The following is a 21,225-nucleotide window of genomic DNA, read 5'->3' as shown; positions in this document are numbered from 1 at the left end:
GTATCGTCTCTTTACTTTATAAACCGTATCAATCTGTGTGGACACTCATCGTGAATAATCATCGTATAAGGAGGTGATCCAGCGCCAGGTTCCCCTAGCGCTACCTTGTTACGACTTCACCCCAGTCATGAACCACAAAGTGGTAAGCGTCCCCCCGAAGGTTAAACTACCTACTTCTTTTGCAGCCCACTCCCATGGTGTGACGGGCGGTGTGTACAAGGCCCGGGAACGTATTCACCGTGGCATTCTGATCCACGATTACTAGCGATTCCGACTTCATGGAGTCGAGTTGCAGACTCCAATCCGGACTACGACGCACTTTTTGGGATTCGCTCACTTTCGCAAGTTGGCCGCCCTCTGTATGCGCCATTGTAGCACGTGTGTAGCCCTACTCGTAAGGGCCATGATGACTTGACGTCGTCCCCACCTTCCTCCGGTTTATCACCGGCAGTCTCCCTGGAGTTCCCGACATTACTCGCTGGCAAACAAGGATAAGGGTTGCGCTCGTTGCGGGACTTAACCCAACATTTCACAACACGAGCTGACGACAGCCATGCAGCACCTGTCTCAGAGTTCCCGAAGGCACCAATCCATCTCTGGAAAGTTCTCTGGATGTCAAGAGTAGGTAAGGTTCTTCGCGTTGCATCGAATTAAACCACATGCTCCACCGCTTGTGCGGGCCCCCGTCAATTCATTTGAGTTTTAATCTTGCGACCGTACTCCCCAGGCGGTCTACTTAACGCGTTAGCTCCGAAAGCCACGGCTCAAGGCCACAACCTCCAAGTAGACATCGTTTACGGCGTGGACTACCAGGGTATCTAATCCTGTTTGCTCCCCACGCTTTCGCATCTGAGTGTCAGTATCTGTCCAGGGGGCCGCCTTCGCCACCGGTATTCCTTCAGATCTCTACGCATTTCACCGCTACACCTGAAATTCTACCCCCCTCTACAGTACTCTAGTCTGCCAGTTTCAAATGCTATTCCGAGGTTGAGCCCCGGGCTTTCACATCTGACTTAACAAACCACCTGCATGCGCTTTACGCCCAGTAATTCCGATTAACGCTCGCACCCTCCGTATTACCGCGGCTGCTGGCACGGAGTTAGCCGGTGCTTCTTCTGTCGCTAACGTCAAGTAATGCAGCTATTAACTACACCACCTTCCTCACGACTGAAAGTGCTTTACAACCCGAAGGCCTTCTTCACACACGCGGCATGGCTGCATCAGGCTTGCGCCCATTGTGCAATATTCCCCACTGCTGCCTCCCGTAGGAGTCTGGACCGTGTCTCAGTTCCAGTGTGGCTGATCATCCTCTCAGACCAGCTAGGGATCGTCGCCTTGGTGAGCCCTTACCTCACCAACTAGCTAATCCCACCTAGGCATATCCTGACGCGAGAGGCCCGAAGGTCCCCCTCTTTGGCCCGTAGGCATCATGCGGTATTAGCCATCGTTTCCAATGGTTATCCCCCACATCAGGGCAATTTCCTAGGCATTACTCACCCGTCCGCCGCTCGACGCCGTTATCGTTCCCCGAAGGTTCAGATAACTCGTTTCCGCTCGACTTGCATGTGTTAGGCCTGCCGCCAGCGTTCAATCTGAGCCATGATCAAACTCTTCAATTTAAGATTTTGTCGGCTCAATGAATACTGAACATTCCTTTCGCTAATAAATAGCAGAAGTAATGTTTGAATTGACTGTGCTCTTATTGGTTTTTACTTTTGAAAAAGTAAAACAAAACAGCTCAAGGCTGCTTCCCAATTCGAATGGTCACTTCGTTTCATTGAAACCTAATTTGATACCGAGGTATCTAATTGGATTATCATCAACGAGTGCCCACACAGATTGATAGGTCTATATTGTTAAAGAGCTTGCTTTGCGAGAAGTTTTTCTCTCAAAGCGGAGGTGCATTCTAGCGATTTAGTTGTTAGTGTCAAACACTTTTTTAAACTAATTTTTTGTAGAAGCTTTTTACCTCTTCGACCCTGCTAAAGCCTTGTGGCGTCTGCCGTGTCGATGGATGCGCATTATAGGGAGAAGATTTTCTTTGGCAATACTAAAAGTGCATTTTTTCTAAAAAAACATGCCAAATGGATACTTTCCATCCAACCCTAAAATTACCCAGAAATAACACTCAGGATTTATACAATTTACCCACAAAAAGCTGTGGATAACTACTCATCACTATCAAAGAAATAAGAAATACGCGAACGCGGATTTAGATACTCTTTTACTTTATCCGGTAATTTTGACGGATGAATCGCGTTAACTATCTTTATATCTTTTGAGGCAAGATCAATGATTGGCGCTTGCGTCCTTGGTACTGATGGATCGTAAACCAAGACATTCGGGAATAATAGATGCGATGCATTCACTGAGATAACCAGGCCGACCATATTATTAGAAAGCTGAACTACGGTACCCGGAGGAAACACGCCCATAAACTTAATTAGGATGTTCAGGTTCTCTTCTTTATATAGGTGTTTACAGTTCTTATATAAATGAGAGAGTGCGGTATAAGGAATCTTTTGATCTGAGACTATCGGTGTATGACACAAGTTATCAAACGCATTGGCTACAGCAATAATTTGAGCAAACTCGTTGATCTCATCTCCTTTCAGGCCTTTAGGATAACCAGACCCATCTCTTAGCTCATGGTGCTGCGCAATCACAATTCTCGCGACTTCGGGAAAAGCCTCGATTTGACTCGCAAGATCGACGCCATATTTAGTGTGCAACTTTAAGTAGTTGGTTTCTGGCTCTGTTAGAGGTAGTTGCTTTCTTAATATTGCAGTCGGGATTTTTATTTTCCCGATATCATGGAATAGTGCGGAGAAGGAAAGCTCTTTCAACTGTGCTGCTGAGTACCCTTTAGCACGGCCAATCATCATCGAGATAACAGCCACGTTCAATGAGTGGAAATAAATATCTTCAAACTCATTTTTTCCGTTCATCAGGTGTAACGTAACATTATCATCGCACATTAACTTCTCGACGATATCTTCAATAAGAAGCTTTGCTTCATCAACTGCTGCTGTCGGACGGTTACGGATTTTAGTCATGACTGAACGCATACGTGCCAGAGAGCGCTCAAACTCTTTTTCACACTGAATCACGCGTCGACGGTATGCACTTAACTTTTCTATGCGGTTCTGTTTTTCTTGCCACATTTTTTGAGTTTCATGATCTAACGACGCTTCATTTGTTACTCTGTCAGCTTGTCTTTGATCAACAGGGAGTGGAACGGCATCGCTTTGCTCTGGATTAAAGTAAACGAACTTTACGCCGAGGTGGCGGATCATCTCGACTTGCTCTTGGTCTTTAATCTTAAAGCTATTGAGTAGAAAGGGGTGATCGTTCCACTTTAGCGGAAGACGGATATGTAATCCGGGTTGAATACGATCGACCGTTAGTTTAATGGCTGCCACTTATTCACTACTGATTTATATTTCTTAAGAGAGTTAGAATACTAGTAAATTTTGTGAATAAATTCATCAGTAACTATCAAAACATCAAACCGTTATTTCTAAGCGACTCACTTAATTAGATAGAAGTAAGCTACTTTAAGGAGCGATCTGCTTTGCGTATTTTAAGCTTGGCCTCGAACACTGGCTTGTCTATTACTTCTTGATCTTTGACTAGCCCCATTAACGTTTGTACCGCTACACGGGCCATGTCACTGATAGGAAAGTGCACTGCTGATACTGTAGGGTAAAGACTTTCACAAAGATCAACACTGTCAAAGCTAGTTAATGAGATTTGCTCTGGTACAGAAATACTGTGCTCGTGTAAGTACTGCATTGCGCCAACCGTCATTTCTTCACTGCACGAAAAGACAGCCGTCACATCAGGGTGTCGTTGTAAAATTGCAGCCATTGCATCATAACCACTTTGCCGACCATAATTCCCTTCTTCACACCAGCTTTCATCAATATCTATACCAGCATCCTTCATTGCATCAATATACCCAAGCTTTCTCAATACACTGTTATGACGTTGGGATGGACCGGCAATACAAGCAATCTTTCGATGACCACCAGCTAAAAGGTGCTCAACGGCAATACGGCTTGCATGATGATGGTTAAAGGTAACACAACGCTCTTCTATTCCTTCCACGTAGCGATCCAGGAGAACGAAAGGTGTAGGCTGTTTAGCTAGTTCACGTAAGTCATCATCTGACAAATAACGACTATGAAGTACATAGCCGTCACAACGTAAATCATTAAAACGCTGAATTGCCTCTTTTTCACCTTGTGCAGAATGATGGCCTTGAGCTGTAATCAAAAACTTCTTATGAATATCCAGCTCGGTCTGAACCTGCTCCATCATCTCGCCAAAGAAGCCCCCCGTATAGTAAGTCACCAATAACCCAACCATATTACTGGATGAGGTTGCGAGTGAACGAGCAATTGCACTGGGACGATAATTCAATTGCGCCATAGCTTGCTCTACTTTTTTTCGAGTTTCCTCGCGAAATTTCCCCTCTCCATTAATAATTCGAGAAACGGTAGAGCGATTTACACCGGCGAGTTCGGCTACATCTTTAATCCTTGCCATAATGCTATTGGGTCCAACTGCAATTGTTATTAAATATTCGTTTGTGTAGAACGGCTGCCAGCAATTCGTAAGGTGCTATAGGGGGCGAAGCTGGCAGCCTTTAATCATACACCGACCATTTGATTGGTAGAAACAAGCTCAGAGTAATCCGTGACAGTTATACCATGATGAGCTAACTGTTCTTTTAAAATGGGAGAGGTAAGAACTTGTAACTCTAGCTCTCGCTGAAGCGCATAGCCACTCTTTAAGATAAGCGCCTGATCGGCCTCTGCCGGGTGGCACATCACCTCAACCAAGTCATAGTCAGCTTTTAAGCTCAATAGATGTGCCATTAAGCCATCCAAGCTCACTTTTTGATCATAAAACTCATCAGTAAAGATATACCTGATTGTCATCGATTCTTGACACAAGCCAGTGCCCCGCAGTGGCACTCGGTATTCATTCGCTACTTCTTTAATAACGGGCAAAATTTGAGGGTGAGTATGCGCGTGATGATGGCTATCTAAGTGGCTTAGCTCTAACCCAAGCGATAAAAAATGTTCCACCTGAGCTTTTGCTTCATCATAAACGACCTGAGTTTCGAAGTCCTGCTTACTCCAAAGTTCGTCATAGTTAATAAAGTGCGCTCGGCCGTTGGTCAAGTTAGGATGCTTCGTTATAGGCACACCTGCTGTAAACCTAAGATGAACGCCAATTTTCAAGTCTGGATTATGGCGAGCTAGTTCTAAGGCATGTTGCTCAGCATCCATACCCACCATCATGGTGGTTGAATGAACCACACCTTGCTGGTGAGCTTTAACGATGCCGCTATTTACACCTCTCGTTAAACCAAAATCATCAGCATTAAAAATGACTTTCATTGGCGTCCTTCCTTAGTACTACAACGTCGTTAGTTTAAATTGAGGTAAATACGGAGCGTTCACCGCTAGGATATCATCCAGGATTGACTTGGCGCGGCCAATGTCAGGCACCAATGGGTTATTGGTTAATGCCATAAGCGCCTTGTCATAATTACCTTCGACAGCAGCTTCTATTGTTAGCTGCTCATACGCTTTAACTTGATAGAGTAATCCTTTGATATTGTTTGACAACTCGCCAACCGCAAGAGGTTTCGCCCCCCAGCTACCAATCACCGCACTACATTCAATCACAGCATCGTCAGGTAGGCCGTTGATCGCTCCATTATTTAAAACGTTAACAACATGAATACTATTACGATTGTTATAAATTGAATCAACTAGGTTCAGTGATGCATCAGAATAATAAGCACCACCCCGCTCCTCTAACTCTTTCGGCTTATGATCGAGGGTAGGATCTTGATAGAGCTTAAATAGCGCATTTTCTGTTTCCATTACCTGCTCAGCACGAGTGCCTTTTTCATCGGCACTTTGTTTCTCTTCAGCAAGCATGGCATCAGTTTGGTAGAAGTAGCGATGATAAGGACATGGTATCGCCCCCAGTGCTTTTAGAAATGCAGGATCCCACGGCTCTTCCCAGATATTCTTCATACTGAAGTTGGCACCATCACCGACTTTCTCTAATACCGTTTGAGTAATATCTTCCCCATTGAGCCATGCTTTGTGTACCCACACGAGATGGTTTAACCCAGCAAACTCAAGTTGTAGCTCTTTTGGCTCGCACTCCATCATTTCTGCAATCATCATTTCCATTGAAACGGGCACATTGCACAAACCAATACTCTTTACTTTGGTGTACTTACTGACCGCTTCGGAAACTAAACCCGCTGGGTTGGTGAAATTGAGCATCCATGCGTTTGGAGCCAACTCTTCAATGTCTTTACAGATATCAAGAATGACCGGAATGGTTCGCAGTGCTTTAGCAAAACCACCAGGGCCCGTTGTTTCTTGGCCGATGACGTCGTACTTGATTGGGATTCGCTCATCGTTAGCGCGTGCAGCAAGGCCACCAACACGAAACTGCGTCATCACAAAATCCGCATCTTTTATCGCAGCACGGCGATCGAAACCGGCTTTTATCTCAATTTTTGCTCCGGCTTTATCGACCATTCGCTGAGCCAATCCTTTGATGATCTCAAGCTTCTCAGCTCCTGAATCAATGTCCACAAAATGGATTTTCTTAACGGGTAAATATTCTAAGCGCTTAATAACCCCTTCAACCAATTCCGGGGTATAGCTACTACCACCGCCAATAATGGCAAGTTTGATCGCCTCTCTAGACATTTTCATCCCCCTTTACTTGTTCGAGATTTTTTTGTTCAGTGCGACGATTTCTACAGCCATCTCTTGAGCCAAAATCGTAGTCATCAGGTGATCTTGAGCATGCACCATCACTAACGTCATCGGGACTTTCCCTTCTCCCTGATCTTCTTCAATAAGCTGAGTCTGTATTAAGTGGGCTTTATTAATGCACTCTCTTGCTTGAGAGAGCTTCTCGTCAGCCGCTTCAAAATCTTGTTCTCGAGATAAACGCAATGCCTCGTAGCTTAAACTTCTGGCTTCACCAGCATTGCAAATGATCTCCATCACAACCAATTCTTGTTCCATCATTTTCTCTCCGAAAATCGGGCCGCGGTAATTGCGGCCCATTAAGCACAGTTAAGCAGTAACGCCTTCGCCTGACGGCTGCGTGTCACCTTTAGTTTCCTTCGTCGTTGGTAGTTCTTGCTCCAACATTTGCTTCTCAAACATTTTGAAGAATGGGAAGTAGATGATTAGATCAAGAATCAATAAACCAATGACGAGCAATACTGGCGCAAAGGTCCAACCGCTACCCCACGAAGCACCTATCAGTGCCGGTGTTGTCCAAGGTGTTGTAGCGACACCCATACCCACAAAGCCGACATGCACAGCAAAATACGCAATCGTAGCGTTGATGACTGGAGCGAAGACGAACGGGATAAACAAGGTCGGGTTCATCACAACTGGGCTACCGAAGATCACTGGTTCGTTGATTTGGAAAAAGCCAGGCACCGCACTCATTCGACCAATGCTCTTAAGGTGAACAGAACGGCTAAACGACATCAGCATAACAAGAGCAAGTGTTGCACCAGAGCCGCCAATAAAGATGTAAAAATCCCAGAACGGTTGAGTAAATACGTTTGGAATCGGTTCACCTGCAACAAAGGCTTCAATGTTGGCACCAATGTTGGTCAAAAAGATTGGAGAAAGCAGTCCAACAACAATTGCAGCACCATGAATACCCGCAAACCAAAGCAGCTGGCAAAGCAATAAAGCGCCAATAATGGCAGGCAATGAGTTAGACGCACTAATTAGCGGTTTAAAGATAGCCATAACAGCATCTGGAATCAGCATGTCGTACTGGGTTTGTACGAAAAGGCTAAGTGGATATAAGGTAATGAATATCGCTAAGACTGGTAGCAATACTTCAAATGATCGCGCAATCGCCGGTGGCACCTGCTCTGGCATGCGAATCGTAATATTGTGCTTTTTCATAAAACGGTAGAGCTCCACCGAGAAAAATGCACACATCACTGCGGTGAAGATCCCGGTTCCGCCCATGTGAGACATAGACAACGCGCCATCTTTAGCTGGGGCCGCAATGAGTAAAAAAGACATTAGTGACAATACAGCACTCGTGATCCCATCCATCTTGTAAGCCTTCGCTAAACTATAAGCAACGCCCAGCGAAACAAAAATGGTCATGATCCCCATCGACATGTTGTAGGGCATCATTATGGTATCAAAATGTGTAGTGGCGAAATCGAGCCAAATTCGACCAAAAGTAAAGGTTGTATCTTCGGCAAATGGGGGGAATGCAAAAATCAAAATGAAACTACCAACAATAATAAACGGCATTGCGACAATAAAACCGTCTCTCATTGCGCGAACATGGGGCTGATTCCCCACTTTAGCTGCTATAGGGGCTATATGCTTTTCGACTGCGCCTATAATTGCGTCATAAAGCTTCATAGAATCCATCCTTATTTTAGGCAAAAGAATCCCGCATCAAATATTTATATTTGATGTACAGTTATCTTTTTTAATTTAAAACTATGGTTTAGTTAATTAATTCTAATGCTTGCTCTAGTACTTCCTCTCCCTTCATCATTCCATAATGCTGAGGAGAAATCGCGTCAATGTTTTTACCATGCTCTTGCGCCGTTTTTCTTAGCTCTTCTAGCTGAAAACGTACTTGAGGCCCGAGAAGACAAACATCGTACTCTTTAATTGCATCTTCAAATGCATTCACTGACATCGCATCAATTTTGCATTCAATTCCTTTACTTTCAGCAGCTTGCTCCATTTTCTTAACAAGCATACTGGTTGACATCCCTGCGCTACAGCATAAAAGGATCTTTTTCATAGCCTTACTCCCGTTGTGTAAATTTCAACCTGTAAAAACTGTAGCAAAAATAACCAAGACAAAAAAGCGCAACCGGTTGCATTATTCGTGAACACAATCCCAATTTAGAAAATACCACCTATTTTTTTGTAATTATTTAGGTCTAGGATAAAAGTCATAAAATAATTTAAGACATCACATTAAGTTTCAAATTATCAATATTTTACTACTGACAACGTCGTTATTAATTTCTTAAAAGGAATAGAGAATGAAATTTAATAAATTGGCTATTGCAGCGCTTGTAAGTGCCGCACTATCACAGCACTCATTTGCTCAAACCGACTCTAAAGGCACCATTTATCTAACGTTTGATGATGGACCAATCAATGCATCTATTGACGTTATTCAAGTACTTAACCAGGAAGATATCAAAGCGACGTTTTACTTTAATGCTTGGCATTTAGATGGAATTGGTGATGAGAATGAAGACCGTTCGCTAGAAGCCTTAAAGCTCGCATTAGACACTGGTCATATTGTCGCGAACCATAGTTACGATCATATGGTTCATAATTGCGTTGATGAGTTTGGACCGAACAGTGCTGCGGAGTGTAATGCGACCGGGGACCACCAGCTTAACTCGTATCAAGACCCTGTTTACGATGCCTCAATGTTTACGGAAAACTTATCTGTGTTAGCAAAGTATTTGCCGAACATTACAAGCTACCCGAACTACAAGGCAACAGAGTTTGCTAGACTGCCCTACACCAACGGTTGGCGCGTGACGAAAGACTTCACAGCAGATGGGTTATGTGCCACGTCTGATGACCTGAAACCTTGGGAACCAGGATATGTATGCGATACATCCAACCCATCCAACAGTGTAAAAGCAGCTATCGAGGTTCAAAATATCCTAGCGAATAACGGCTATCAAACTCACGGTTGGGATGTGGACTGGGCACCTGAAAATTGGGGCATTGAAATGCCAGCAAACAGCCTTACAGAAGCAGAAGCATTTCTTGGATATGTGGATTCCGCGTTAAACACTTGTGCACCAACAACGATTAACCCGATCAACTCCAAAGCTCAAGAGTTCCCATGTGGTACACCTTTACACGCCGATAAAGTTATCGTTTTAACTCACGAGTTCCTATTTGAAGATGGTAAGCGTGGCATGGGGGCAACGCAAAACTTACCTAAGCTCGCTAAGTTTATACAGTTAGCAAAACAAGCGGGTTATGACTTCGACACAATGGATAACTACACACCGAACTGGCAAGTTGGTCATAACTACGACGCTGGCGATTACGTCTTACACCTAGGTACTGTATACCAGGCTGTAACAAACCATACTGCACAACAAGATTGGGCACCGTCTCCAACCTCTAGCCTCTGGACAAATGCAGACCCAGCCACTAACTGGACTCAGAATGTTTCCTATAAACAAGGTGATGTGGTGACTTATCAAGGTTTGCGTTATCTAGTTGATGTACCGCACGTGTCCCAAGCAGACTGGACTCCGAACACTCAAAATACCTTGTTCACAGCTCTATAGGCTGTTCCTACTATCACCATGTAGTAGTTTGCGCGAGGCATACCCCTCGCGCTTTTTTGTTTTGAAGATCCAGATACAACAAAGCCCCGACTTTCATCGAGGCTCTGTCTTAAAATATGGTACCGGTGGACGGAGTTGATTGGACTGGCATTCCTGCCGTCACCGCGAAGGCAACGCTAACTTCCTTTTGATATTTACGAGCACCTAAAACGACGAAAGGCCGCTATAAAAGCGACCTTTCTGATATGGTACCGGTGGGCGGACTTGAACCGCCACGCCCGAAGGCAACGGATTTTGAATCCGTCGTGTATACCAATTTCACCACACCGGCATCTTTGGGCTATTGCCCTTTGATGGTTGGCATTATACGTAAGCTTTTGACCTGCGCAAGCAGAAATACCTTAAATAACTATCGTTTGCTGATAATTTCGCCACAAAGTGTGACAAAGCTGTACTCATAAGAAACGTACGCTCCATTTTCTACTACTCTTCCAGATGAAAGTGAGTATACGAAACTCTTTTTAAATTCTATTCACTGTAATATCAGAAACATAACCATTCCCAATGCTCGACAACGCATTATGGAGCATCTCTGCGGCATCTTCTGCTTGCATGAAGTAACTCGTGTCCATCGTATTGCCGCTTGTTTTCCAGAATTCCGTATCCATTCCACCAGGATAAACCGCGATAATTTTCATAGGTTTTCCTTTTAGCTCCAAACGAACCGACTCAATTAATCCTTTGACGGCCCATTTCACTGCACAATACGTAGACTCTTGCGCTTTAGGTTGTTGCGCGGCTGTGGACATGATCATGACCACTTTTATTGGATGATCTTTGTAACGCTTTACTAACTCTCTTAACACATGAATCGCAGAATTCAGGTTGTTATCAATCAACTTTTGAATCTCTTTCGGCTCCTGCTCTTCCAGTAAGCCAAAATAACCACTTCCTGCACTATGAATGACCATTTCAGGCGGCTGTTTCATCCCATCAAAGAGCTGTTTCACACCTTGATGTAATGAGAGGTTGCAAGCTTGATAGCCGACGTTATGAGAGAGTTGTTTTGCTAGTGCGGATAGTTTTTCTGTATTTCTTCCTATTACATACGTCTCTTTGCCTTCCGCATCATAACGCTTTGCTAGTTCCGCCCCTAAGCCGCTACTTGCACCTGTAATTACAATCATGCGCTACCTCTTTTCAATCACATACTTTTAATTCATCTATCAATTAAGGTAACAGAATCGTGGTAATTCACACCTCAAGAGCACCATTCTTTGAAGCAAGCAGCTTTCTTACTTTCGTGATGCATGAAATATCAAGCAGAACGACGGGCATTTAACCTATGCTTAAGCAAGAATAACTTTCTGAATTTTCTATCGACTTTCTAGTGAGAACTGAATAGGAGCAAAGAATGACTGGGTCAAAATGGCAGTGGTTACTGAAACAGATGACACGAAAACTGTGGGTCCGGACGTCACTCTACGCATTACTAGCTGTTGCTACCGCCTTAATGTCGATTGTTTTAAACCAGTTCATTACTCTGCCCCCTGCCATCAACGTCAGCAAGGATTTGTTGAACAACATATTAAATATCCTCGCAACCTCCATGCTTGCAGTGACTACATTCTCTCTCAATATTATGGTCTCAGCGTACAGTGCCGCTAGTGCAGGGGTAACGCCGCGAGCGACAAAACTGTTGATGGAAGACAGCACAACACAAAATGCCTTAGCAACCTTTCTTGGCTCTTTTCTATTTAGTTTGGTAGGAATTATCGCGCTAGGTATTGGGGCCTATCATCAACAAGCACAAATTTATCTATTCATCGTGACTATCGCCGTAATCGTGATGATCATACTCACTCTGTTACGTTGGATTCAGCACCTTTCCGTACTAGGAAGGGTCAGTGAAACCACTTCATACGTAGAGCAAGCCTTGTTAGATGCGATAAGAAAACGGGGTAAAGAGCGCTGGCTAGGTGCTCACCCGTGGAGCCACCCAGAACATAAACCCAGAGGAAGTAAACCTATTTTGAGCCAAGAAATTGGCTACTTACAGCATGTTGATATGCATCATCTCGATAGTATTGCTGAAGCAAACCAATGCACCATCTATCTTGAGCGACAACCGGGAAGTTTTGTGTACGTAGGTCAACCATTGGCTTGGGTTTGTGGAGAGTTGCCAGACGAAAGCGAAGTAACGGCAGCCTTCACGATTCGAACGGAGCGTTCATATGATCAGGACCCTCGCTTTGGTTTAGTCGTTATGGCGGAAATCGCCTCACGAGCACTATCTCCGGCTGTAAATGATAATGGCACCGCGATTGACGTTCTTGGGCGTTCTGTACGAGCACTTTCATTATGGGGAGACCTACTCAGCGAGCCGCCTACCAAAACTCGATACCCTAGACTATTTGTGCCCGCATTAAGCTGGCAGGATTTGTTCGATGATGTCTTTTTGCCGATAGCACACGATGGTGCAGCGCAACTCCAAATACAGATTCGCCTACAAAAGGCCTTGCTAGCTCTCTCTAGTATGCACCCTAAGTTATTTTTGTCACCAGCAATCAAGCTGTCAGAAAAAGCTTTAGAGCTTTCATTAAGCCAACATTATACCGAAGATGAGAAACACCAACTCTCTCAGCTATCTAATCTGGTCACAGACCAAAAAGCCAATGGTTAAGAGAGTCGAATTCAGTTGAAACATATTGCTGCACGGCCTCGTGTATCATGACATGTGCTGATAACGTAGGGCAGAAAAGTCTCTTCGTTTATACACAATTAAAGACTCTGTGCGTTAGGTCTCTTTTCTCTTGGTGAGGGAATCTATATTCTGACGCACAATTTTTAAGGTAAGTGATGGAATAATGACAACGTCTACAACTCTTCCACCTGCTGGTCTCTTTCGTCGACTTGCAGCGTTGATTTACGACACATTGATTATTATCGCAATTGAAATGATGGCCGCTGGTATTGTTATGGCCGTTGTGTTTGCACTAAATGCAGCAGGATTGTTGAGCTATGGCGAGTACGCAGATGCCGCAGATATGCTCGGAAAGCACCCTGTATTGAGCCCTCTATTTACACTTTATCTTGCGGGTGTGTGGATATATTTCTTTGTGTTCTTCTGGACGCGAGCAGGACAAACTCTTGGGATGCGCGCTTGGAAACTTCGAGTTCGCAATGCCAAAGACGGAGCACCAATTACGGTAACTCAAGCTCTGATTCGTATTTCGACATCTGGCTTTGGCTTGGCAAATTTGACTGTACCGATTGATCCGAAGAGACGTGGTTTCCACGACATTTGGGCCAAAACAGAGGTTGTTGTATTACCCAAGGCAAACTAACTTGTCTAGGAACACAAAAAAGGAAGGCGTAATGCCTTCCTTTTACATTTGGTTCGGTAAAACTTGGTTTATTCGATGATGCTTCAGTTATAGCTTTCTTCGTAGTAGTGCAATCGCAATAGCTAAGAACACCAAACTCGGGGCCAAAGCACCAAACACTGGGGATATGCCATACACCAAGCTTAATGGGCCAAAGAACTCACTGGATATGTAAAAAGTAAACCCGGCAACCACGCCCGACAATACCCTTGCCCCCATGGTCACGCTTCTGAGTGGACCGAAAACAAAAGATAGCGCCATTAACATCATCACAGCAATTGAAAGCGGCTGAGTCAACTTACGCCAAAACGCCAACTCATAGCGAGATGCATCTTGTTCCGATGCTTTTAGGTAAGTCACATAATCATACAAACCGCTCAGTGACAGTTCTTCTGGCTTCACGGTCACCACAGCTAGCTTATCCGGTGCCAAAGAGGTGTGCCACTCCATCTGTTCGATGTCTTGCTTTGAAATTACGTTTTCATTTTCCATGTCCGTAATTTGTACGTAGCGCATCAGCCAGTTGTTATCTTGTTGGTAGTCGACTTCTTCGGCGAAAATAACTTTTTGTAGATTCTTATCATCATCAAAACGCCACATATTTAAAGCATAAAGCTTGTCGTCTTCGACTTTACCTATAAAGATAAAGTCGTTTGCGTCACGAGCCCACACACCTGAGCGCACAGACACAATGCTACCACCTGATATCGCAAACGCACGTAAGTCACGGGCCATCTTCTGGGCCTCAGGAGCGCCCCATTGACCTAACGCCATAACAACAATCATGAGCGGGACGGCCGTTTTGAGTACCGATAACCCGATATCCAGCTTAGAGAAACCAGCAGCTTGCATCACCACCAGCTCAGAGCTTGAAGCCAACATACCTAAGCCGATAAGGGCACCGAGTAATGCCGCCATTGGAAAGAACATTTCGATATCACGCGGCACACTGAGTAACACAAAGTACAACGCATGAGTGAGGTCGTACACACCTCGCCCTACTTTACGTAGCTGTTCTACATATTTGATGATGCCCGATAAGCCAACAAACGTCGCTAAAACCAAGGCAGTGGTAGAGATGATGGTTCTACCGATGTAAAGGTCTAAGATTTTGAACACAGCTTACGCGAGCCTCTTCTTGCGGAATTTGTCTTTTATTCGTCTAGCAGCAACGCTATCCATCATATTCGCCATGATAGCAACAATCAGCAACATCGCATTGATTGGCCACATACCAATAGCAGCCGGGATGTCACCATCTTCTAATGCAGATTTGGTTGCACTGATCGCCAAGAAATACGCTAGGTAGATCAGGATCGCAGGCCCCATTTTGGCAAACCGTCCCTGACGCGGATTCACCGCAGACAAAGGAATAACGAGCATTGTTAAGAGTGGAATGCACACAAATAACGAAATTCGCCATTGTAGCTCCGCTTGCGCCTCTGGATCTGGGTGACCTATCAAGTCAACCGTTGGGTATGCTTCCCAGTCTCGCCCTTTCTTTTTGACCTCACGTTGGCCGATAACACCTTCGTATTCATCGAATTTCGTGATCATATATTCAACGCGAGTAGGCACACCTTCATAACGCGTACCTTCTTTCATAGTGATGATCTGACGACCGTCCGAAAGCTCTTTTACTTCACCAGAAGATGAGAACATCACACTCGGTAACACTGAATCTCGAGGGCGCATCTGCGCAACAAAAACGTTGCTCAAGGTATTGTCTTTAATGTCATCGATGAACACAACCGATGAACCGTCTGGTGTACCTTGGAACTGACCTTTTTTAAGTAGGTCAACGCTGTTTTCTGACGCTACCTGCTCATAAAGCTGCTCAACGCGGTCTTGAGACCACGGCGATAGCCACAACGCATTGAAAGCCGCCACCGCTGAAGTAATCAACGCTAGGTATAAGGCCGCTTGAACCAAGAATTTATTACCAATACCTGTCGCGTTCATTACGACAATTTCGCTCTCTGCATACAGACGACCAAATGTGATCAATATGCCGATATACAGACTTAAAGGCAGCATTAACAGACCCATTGCTGGCATGTTCAAACCAACAATCGAGAAAATCAATCCAGCAGGAATATCCCCATCAGAAGCATCAGCAAGAACACTTATGAATTTCTGGCTTACAAACACCAAAAAAAGTACGAAAAAAATCGCAAATTGGCTCTTGAGTGTTTCGCGGATCAAATATCTAACAATAATCACGCTGAAATTACCTATACAAAACTTGTTTTTTTGGTCGAATCACTATAGTTTCCCGTTGAACCATTTATTTTTTTAAAAATTATAAACTAGATGTTAGTCGCTTAATCAGCTCTGCATGTAAGCCTGGAGCTAAAATTCAACAAGTAAGCGATCATTATCTAACATTTAGAGCAATTTGTCTTCAGGATGTAGGAGTACGCATGGAGTTCAGTGTAAAAAGTGGCAGTCCAGAGAAACAACGTAGCGCATGTATCGTTGTTGGTGTGTTTGAACCACGTCGCCTTTCTCCAGTAGCCGAACAACTTGATAAAATCAGTGACGGTTACATCAGTTCACTACTTCGCCGTGGTGATCTAGAGGGTAAACCTGGTCAGATGCTGCTACTGCATCAAGTACCAGGTGTTTTGTCAGAGCGCGTTTTACTTGTCGGTTGCGGCAAAGAGCGTGAACTTGGCGAGCGCCAGTACAAGGAAATCATTCAAAAGACGATCAGCACACTTAACGAGACAGGCTCAATGGAAGCGGTATGTTTCCTAACTGAACTGCATGTTAAGGGTCGTGATACATACTGGAAAGTGCGCCAGGCTGTAGAAGCGACTAAAGATGGTCTATACACATTTAATCAATTCAAGAGCGTGAAACCTGAGACTCGCCGCCCACTGCGCAAGCTTGTTTTCAACGTACCAACGCGTCGTGAATTGAACTTGGGTGAAAAAGCAATCACTCATGGTCTTGCTATCGCATCAGGTGTCAAAGCCTCAAAAGACCTTGGCAACATGCCGCCAAACGTAGCTAATCCAGCTTACCTTGCTTCTCAAGCTCGTCGTCTAGCGGACGATTACGAAACCGTAACCACCAAAATCATTGGTGAGCAAGAGATGGAAAAACTGGGTATGACCTCTTACCTAGCAGTAGGCCGTGGTTCTAAAAACGAATCTATGATGTCTATCATCGAGTACAAAGGTAACCCTGACTCAGATGCAAAACCGATTGTGCTCGTAGGTAAAGGTCTAACCTTCGACTCAGGCGGTATCTCTCTAAAGCCGGGCGAAGGTATGGATGAGATGAAGTACGACATGTGTGGTGCGGCATCGGTATTCGGTACAATGAAAGCGCTAGCGAAGCTAAACCTACCAATCAACGTTATTGGTGTTCTAGCGGGCTGTGAAAACATGCCTGGCAGCAACGCTTACCGTCCAGGTGACATCCTAACGACCATGTCTGGTCAAACTGTAGAAGTTCTGAACACGGATGCTGAAGGCCGTCTTGTTCTTTGTGACGCACTGACTTACGTAGAGCGTTTCGAACCAGACTGCGTGGTTGACGTTGCAACGCTAACTGGTGCTTGTGTTATCGCACTAGGCCACCATATCAGCGGCGTAATCTCTAACCACAACCCTCTTTCTCATGAGCTAGTAAACGCTTCTGAGCAAGCGAGTGACCGTGCATGGCGTCTACCAATGGCAGACGAGTACCACGAACAGTTGAAAAGCCCGTTTGCGGATATGGCAAACATTGGTGGTCGCCCTGGTGGCACAATTACTGCGGGTTGCTTCTTATCTAAGTTCGCGAAGAAGTACAACTGGGCACACGTCGATATCGCAGGTACCGCGTGGAAATCAGGCGTAGCGAAAGGCTCAACGGGCCGTCCTGTCTCAATGCTTGTCCAATTCCTTTTGAACCGCAGCGGCCAAGAGACAGAAGAGTAATTTCTGAACAACATCTAAAAGGGCCGCAAGGCCCTTTTTTATTATCCTAATTTTCTAAAATGAAAGTGGGACTTAAGATGGTCTTAGGAAGAGACCCAAGGCAAGTGAGAGAATGATGCAAACTGCAACCTTCTACATCATTAACGAAGAGAGCCCGCAAGCAACGGTGGCTGGCTTTGAAGAATACATCGTGTTTTTGGCTCAGCACTTTGCTCGCCAAGGCGCTAAAGTGTATTTAAACTGTCAAGACAAGCCACACGCCGAGCAGCTCGCTGAAGCCTTTTGGCAAGTTGATGCAGACAAGTTCATGGCACATAACCTCGTAGGCGAGGGACCGAAATACGCGACCAATATTGAAATCGGCCATGAAGGTGTAAAACCTAATTGGAACCGTCAGCTGGTAATTAATTTGGCGGAAAATGAGACAACCTTTGCGAACAAGTTTGCTCAAGTGGTAGACTTCGTGCCCTGCGAAGAAAAAGCTAAACAACTCGCAAGAGAAAGATATAAAATTTACCGTCAAGCAGGTTACCAGCTGCAAACGATCGAAATTCAATATCCTTAACGGTCAATCCTTATAGTTAAGGCGATCTTGTTAAGATCCCTCACTTATAAAGATTGACTAAGATTCAACCATCAACGTATCCATTAAAAGAGCGCTATGGAAAAGACATACAACCCAACTTCAATCGAACAAGCTCTGTATCAGACTTGGGAAGAGAAAGGCTACTTTAAGCCACACGGTGACACTACTAAAGAATCATACAGCATCATGATCCCGCCACCGAACGTCACTGGTAGCCTACACATGGGCCACGCGTTCCAAGATACGATCATGGATACGCTTATCCGTTGTGAACGTATGAAGGGTAAAAACACCCTTTGGCAAGTAGGTACTGACCACGCTGGTATCGCAACTCAGATGGTTGTTGAGCGTAAGATCGCTGCAGAAGAAGGCAAAACAAAACACGATTACGGTCGTGAAGCTTTCATCGACAAAATCTGGGAATGGAAAGGCGAATCTGGCGGCACTATCACTAAGCAGCTTCGTCGTCTTGGCGCATCTGTAGACTGGGATCGTGAACGCTTCACGATGGACGATGGTCTATCTAACGCCGTTCAAGAAGTGTTCGTACGTCTATACGAAGACGATCTAATCTACCGCGGTAAGCGTCTAGTTAACTGGGATCCAAAGCTACACACCGCGATTTCAGATCTAGAAGTAGAGAACAAAGACACTAAAGGCAACATGTGGCACTTCCGCTACCCACTAGCAGATGGCGCAAAAACAGCGGATGGCAAAGACTACATCGTTGTTGCAACGACTCGTCCAGAGACCGTGCTAGGCGATACAGGTGTTGCAGTTAACCCAGAAGATCCACGTTACAAAGATCTTATCGGTAAAGAAATCATCCTTCCTATCGTTGATCGTCGCATCCCAATCGTGGGCGATGAGCACGCAGATATGGAAAAAGGTACTGGCTGTGTGAAAATCACACCTGCGCACGACTTCAACGACTACGAAGTAGGTAAGCGCCACCAGCTACCAATGATCAACATTCTGACTTTCGACGCGAACATCCGCGACTCAGCAGAAGTATTCAACACTAACGGCGAAGCAAGCGAAGCTTACAGCACTGAACTACCAGCTAAATACCACGGTATGGAGCGTTTTGCCGCTCGTAAAGCTATCGTTGCTGAATTCGACGAGCTAGGTCTACTTGAAGAAGTGAAAGATCACGATCTACAAGTTCCTTACGGCGACCGTGGTGGCGTGGTTATCGAACCAATGCTAACTGACCAATGGTACGTGCGTACTGCGCCTCTAGCGAAAACTGCAGTTGAAGCAGTAGAAAACGGCGACATCCAATTTGTTCCTAAGCAGTACGAAAACATGTACTTCTCTTGGATGCGTGACGTTCAAGACTGGTGTATCTCTCGTCAGCTATGGTGGGGTCACCGCATCCCAGCTTGGTACGACAACCAAGGTAATGTTTACGTAGGTCGCACTGAAGAAGAAGTTCGTAAGAACAACAACCTAGAGTCAGTCATTGAACTGCACCAAGACGAAGACGTACTGGATACGTGGTTCTCTTCTGCACTATGGACATTCGGTACTCAAGGTTGGCCAGAGCAAACTGACGACCTGAAAGTATTCCACCCTTCAGACGTTCTAGTAACTGGTTTCGACATCATCTTCTTCTGGGTTGCGCGCATGATCATGATGACCATGCACTTCGTGAAAGACGAAAACGGCAAACCACAAGTACCATTTAAGACGGTTTACGTTACTGGTCTAATCCGTGATGAAAACGGCGACAAGATGTCTAAGTCGAAAGGTAACGTCCTTGATCCAATCGACATGATCGATGGTATCGACCTAGAGTCTCTCGTAGAGAAGCGTTGTGGCAACATGATGCAGCCTCAACTAGCGAAGAAGATCGAGAAGAACACTCGTAAGACGTTTGAAAACGGTATCGAAGCATACGGTACAGACGCACTGCGTTTCACTCTTGCAGCAATGGCATCGACAGGTCGTGATATCAACTGGGATATGAAGCGTCTTGAGGGTTACCGTAACTTCTGTAACAAGCTATGGAACGCAAGCCGTTACGTAATGATGAACACAGAAGAGCAAGATTGTGGCTTCAACGGTGGTGAGATTGAATACTCACTAGCAGACAAGTGGATCGAGTCTCAGTTTGAACTAGCAGCGAAAGCGTTCAACAACCATATCGACAACTTCCGTCTAGATATGGCTGCGAACACGCTTTACGAATTCATCTGGAACCAATTCTGTGACTGGTACCTAGAGCTTACTAAGCCAGTTCTATGGAAAGGTACTGAAGCACAACAGCGTGGTACTCGTCGTACATTAATCACGGTTCTTGAGAAGACTCTACGTCTAGCTCACCCAGTGATTCCTTACATCACTGAAACTATCTGGCAAAGCATCAAGCCATTAGTTGAAGGTGTAGAAGGCGAGACAATCATGCTACAAACACTTCCTCAATTCGACGAAGCAAACTTCAACCAAGAAGCGCTAGATGATATCGAATGGGTGAAGGCGTTCATTACCAGCATCCGTAACCTACGTGCTGAATACGACATCAACCCTGGTAAGCCGCTTGACGTTATGCTGAAAGCAGCAAATGCAGAAGATGCCTCTCGTCTAGAAGCAAGCAAGCAAGTACTGATGTCACTAGCGAAGCTAGAAGCAGTACGCGTGCTTGAAACTGGCGAACAAACTCCTGCATGTGCGACAGCACTGGTTGGTAAGTCTGAGTTGATGATCCCAATGGCAGGTCTGATCGACAAAGATGCTGAGCTTGCTCGTCTAGATGGCGAAATCAAGAAGACTCACGGCGAAATCAAGCGTATCGAAGGCAAACTAGGTAACGAAGGCTTCGTAGCGAAAGCACCTGAAGCAGTTGTTGCTAAAGAGCGTGAGAAGCTTGAAGGCTACAAAGAGACACTAGCTAAGCTAGAAGAGCAGAAGACAACGATCGCTGCGCTTTAA

At 45.0% G+C, this 21,225-nt stretch carries 16 protein-coding genes, 1 tRNA gene and 1 rRNA gene; 6 read left to right on the top strand and 12 right to left on the bottom strand.

Annotated features, from left to right (window positions below; translation table 11 throughout):
• Positions 1-66: 66 nt before the first annotated feature.
• The 8 genes from J4N40_RS02530 to J4N40_RS02495 form a co-directional block, all read right to left on the bottom strand.
• Positions 67-1,619 (bottom strand): 16S ribosomal RNA (locus J4N40_RS02530).
• Positions 1,620-2,168: 549 nt separating this feature from the next.
• Positions 2,169-3,422 carry a cyclic di-GMP phosphodiesterase gene (locus tag J4N40_RS02525; RefSeq protein WP_005381029.1) on the bottom strand — a complete coding sequence of 418 codons (1,254 nt, stop codon included), beginning with the start codon at positions 3,420-3,422 and terminating at the stop codon, positions 2,169-2,171.
• A gap of 130 nt (positions 3,423-3,552) precedes the next feature.
• The gene (locus tag J4N40_RS02520) at positions 3,553-4,551 is read right to left on the bottom strand and encodes a LacI family DNA-binding transcriptional regulator (RefSeq protein ID WP_005381031.1); all 999 of its coding nucleotides are present in this window, start codon (positions 4,549-4,551) and stop codon (positions 3,553-3,555) included.
• 104 nt (positions 4,552-4,655) lie between these two features.
• On the bottom strand, positions 4,656-5,411 hold the full coding sequence (chbG, locus tag J4N40_RS02515) for a chitin disaccharide deacetylase (protein ID WP_005385547.1): 756 nt from the start codon (positions 5,409-5,411) through the stop codon (positions 4,656-4,658).
• 18 nt (positions 5,412-5,429) lie between these two features.
• Positions 5,430-6,752, bottom strand: a complete 1,323-nt coding sequence (locus J4N40_RS02510; protein WP_115386300.1) for a 6-phospho-beta-glucosidase — start codon at positions 6,750-6,752, stop codon at positions 5,430-5,432.
• Between the two features lie 12 nt (positions 6,753-6,764).
• A complete protein-coding gene (locus J4N40_RS02505; protein WP_031777269.1) occupies positions 6,765-7,076 on the bottom strand; it encodes a PTS lactose/cellobiose transporter subunit IIA in 312 nt (103 codons plus the stop codon).
• A gap of 51 nt (positions 7,077-7,127) precedes the next feature.
• Positions 7,128-8,462 carry a PTS sugar transporter subunit IIC gene (locus J4N40_RS02500; protein ID WP_005381064.1) on the bottom strand — a complete coding sequence of 445 codons (1,335 nt, stop codon included), beginning with the start codon at positions 8,460-8,462 and terminating at the stop codon, positions 7,128-7,130.
• Positions 8,463-8,550: 88 nt separating this feature from the next.
• A complete protein-coding gene (locus J4N40_RS02495; RefSeq protein WP_041852887.1) occupies positions 8,551-8,856 on the bottom strand; it encodes a PTS sugar transporter subunit IIB in 306 nt (101 codons plus the stop codon).
• 247 nt (positions 8,857-9,103) lie between these two features.
• Between J4N40_RS02495 and J4N40_RS02490 the strand changes: the two genes are divergently transcribed.
• Complete coding sequence (locus J4N40_RS02490) at positions 9,104-10,387, top strand: polysaccharide deacetylase family protein (protein WP_250654361.1); 1,284 nt, start codon at positions 9,104-9,106, stop codon at positions 10,385-10,387.
• Positions 10,388-10,633: 246 nt separating this feature from the next.
• Here the strand turns inward: J4N40_RS02490 and J4N40_RS02485 are convergent.
• Together J4N40_RS02485 and J4N40_RS02480 are read right to left on the bottom strand one after the other, a co-directional pair.
• Positions 10,634-10,718, bottom strand: a tRNA-Leu gene (locus J4N40_RS02485).
• Between the two features lie 190 nt (positions 10,719-10,908).
• Positions 10,909-11,574: an SDR family NAD(P)-dependent oxidoreductase gene (locus tag J4N40_RS02480; RefSeq protein ID WP_042523470.1), complete on the bottom strand. Its 666-nt coding sequence runs from the start codon at positions 11,572-11,574 to the stop codon at positions 10,909-10,911.
• 227 nt (positions 11,575-11,801) lie between these two features.
• On the opposite strand from J4N40_RS02480, the gene J4N40_RS02475 reads away from it, so the two are divergent.
• Together J4N40_RS02475 and J4N40_RS02470 are read left to right on the top strand one after the other, a co-directional pair.
• On the top strand, positions 11,802-13,070 hold the full coding sequence (locus tag J4N40_RS02475; protein ID WP_250654360.1) for a DUF2254 domain-containing protein: 1,269 nt from the start codon (positions 11,802-11,804) through the stop codon (positions 13,068-13,070).
• Between the two features lie 184 nt (positions 13,071-13,254).
• Positions 13,255-13,734, top strand: coding sequence for an RDD family protein (locus J4N40_RS02470; protein ID WP_042523472.1), 480 nt, complete (start codon positions 13,255-13,257; stop codon positions 13,732-13,734).
• Positions 13,735-13,821: 87 nt separating this feature from the next.
• On the opposite strand, the gene lptG is transcribed toward J4N40_RS02470, so the two are convergent.
• Complete coding sequence (gene lptG, locus J4N40_RS02465) at positions 13,822-14,892, bottom strand: LPS export ABC transporter permease LptG (RefSeq protein ID WP_005381071.1); 1,071 nt, start codon at positions 14,890-14,892, stop codon at positions 13,822-13,824.
• Between the two features lie 3 nt (positions 14,893-14,895).
• Positions 14,896-15,996: an LPS export ABC transporter permease LptF gene (lptF, locus tag J4N40_RS02460; protein ID WP_005381072.1), complete on the bottom strand. Its 1,101-nt coding sequence runs from the start codon at positions 15,994-15,996 to the stop codon at positions 14,896-14,898.
• A gap of 200 nt (positions 15,997-16,196) precedes the next feature.
• Here lptF and pepA point away from each other — a divergent pair, with 200 nt between their 5' ends.
• The 3 genes from pepA to J4N40_RS02445 all read left to right on the top strand — a co-directional run bounded on the left by pepA (position 16,197) and on the right by J4N40_RS02445 (position 21,225).
• Positions 16,197-17,705: a leucyl aminopeptidase gene (pepA, locus tag J4N40_RS02455; protein ID WP_250654359.1), complete on the top strand. Its 1,509-nt coding sequence runs from the start codon at positions 16,197-16,199 to the stop codon at positions 17,703-17,705.
• A 115-nt stretch (positions 17,706-17,820) separates the two neighbouring features.
• Positions 17,821-18,270 carry a DNA polymerase III subunit chi gene (locus J4N40_RS02450; protein ID WP_031777270.1) on the top strand — a complete coding sequence of 150 codons (450 nt, stop codon included), beginning with the start codon at positions 17,821-17,823 and terminating at the stop codon, positions 18,268-18,270.
• A gap of 96 nt (positions 18,271-18,366) precedes the next feature.
• Positions 18,367-21,225, top strand: coding sequence for a valine--tRNA ligase (locus tag J4N40_RS02445; protein WP_064377290.1), 2,859 nt, complete (start codon positions 18,367-18,369; stop codon positions 21,223-21,225).

The organism is Vibrio sp. SCSIO 43097 (assembly GCF_023650755.1).
Taxonomy (GTDB): Bacteria; Pseudomonadota; Gammaproteobacteria; order Enterobacterales; family Vibrionaceae; genus Vibrio; species Vibrio alginolyticus.
This window is presented reverse-complemented; position numbering and strand designations above follow the sequence as displayed.

Bases quoted from the DNA above. Each gene is read 5' to 3' on its own strand.
- J4N40_RS02520 (WP_005381031.1), bottom strand. From the start codon at position 4,551: ATGGCAAGGATTAAAGATGTAGCCGAACTCGCCGGTGTAAATCGCTCT.
- chbG (WP_005385547.1), bottom strand. From the start codon at position 5,411: ATGAAAGTCATTTTTAATGCTGATGATTTTGGTTTAACGAGAGGTGTA.
- J4N40_RS02510 (WP_115386300.1), bottom strand. From the start codon at position 6,752: ATGTCTAGAGAGGCGATCAAACTTGCCATTATTGGCGGTGGTAGTAGC.
- J4N40_RS02505 (WP_031777269.1), bottom strand. From the start codon at position 7,076: ATGGAACAAGAATTGGTTGTGATGGAGATCATTTGCAATGCTGGTGAA.
- J4N40_RS02500 (WP_005381064.1), bottom strand. From the start codon at position 8,462: ATGAAGCTTTATGACGCAATTATAGGCGCAGTCGAAAAGCATATAGCC.
- J4N40_RS02495 (WP_041852887.1), bottom strand. From the start codon at position 8,856: ATGAAAAAGATCCTTTTATGCTGTAGCGCAGGGATGTCAACCAGTATG.
- J4N40_RS02490 (WP_250654361.1), top strand. From the start codon at position 9,104: ATGAAATTTAATAAATTGGCTATTGCAGCGCTTGTAAGTGCCGCACTA.
- J4N40_RS02480 (WP_042523470.1), bottom strand. From the start codon at position 11,574: ATGATTGTAATTACAGGTGCAAGTAGCGGCTTAGGGGCGGAACTAGCA.
- J4N40_RS02475 (WP_250654360.1), top strand. From the start codon at position 11,802: ATGACTGGGTCAAAATGGCAGTGGTTACTGAAACAGATGACACGAAAA.
- J4N40_RS02470 (WP_042523472.1), top strand. From the start codon at position 13,255: ATGACAACGTCTACAACTCTTCCACCTGCTGGTCTCTTTCGTCGACTT.
- pepA (WP_250654359.1), top strand. From the start codon at position 16,197: ATGGAGTTCAGTGTAAAAAGTGGCAGTCCAGAGAAACAACGTAGCGCA.
- J4N40_RS02450 (WP_031777270.1), top strand. From the start codon at position 17,821: ATGCAAACTGCAACCTTCTACATCATTAACGAAGAGAGCCCGCAAGCA.
- J4N40_RS02445 (WP_064377290.1), top strand. From the start codon at position 18,367: ATGGAAAAGACATACAACCCAACTTCAATCGAACAAGCTCTGTATCAG.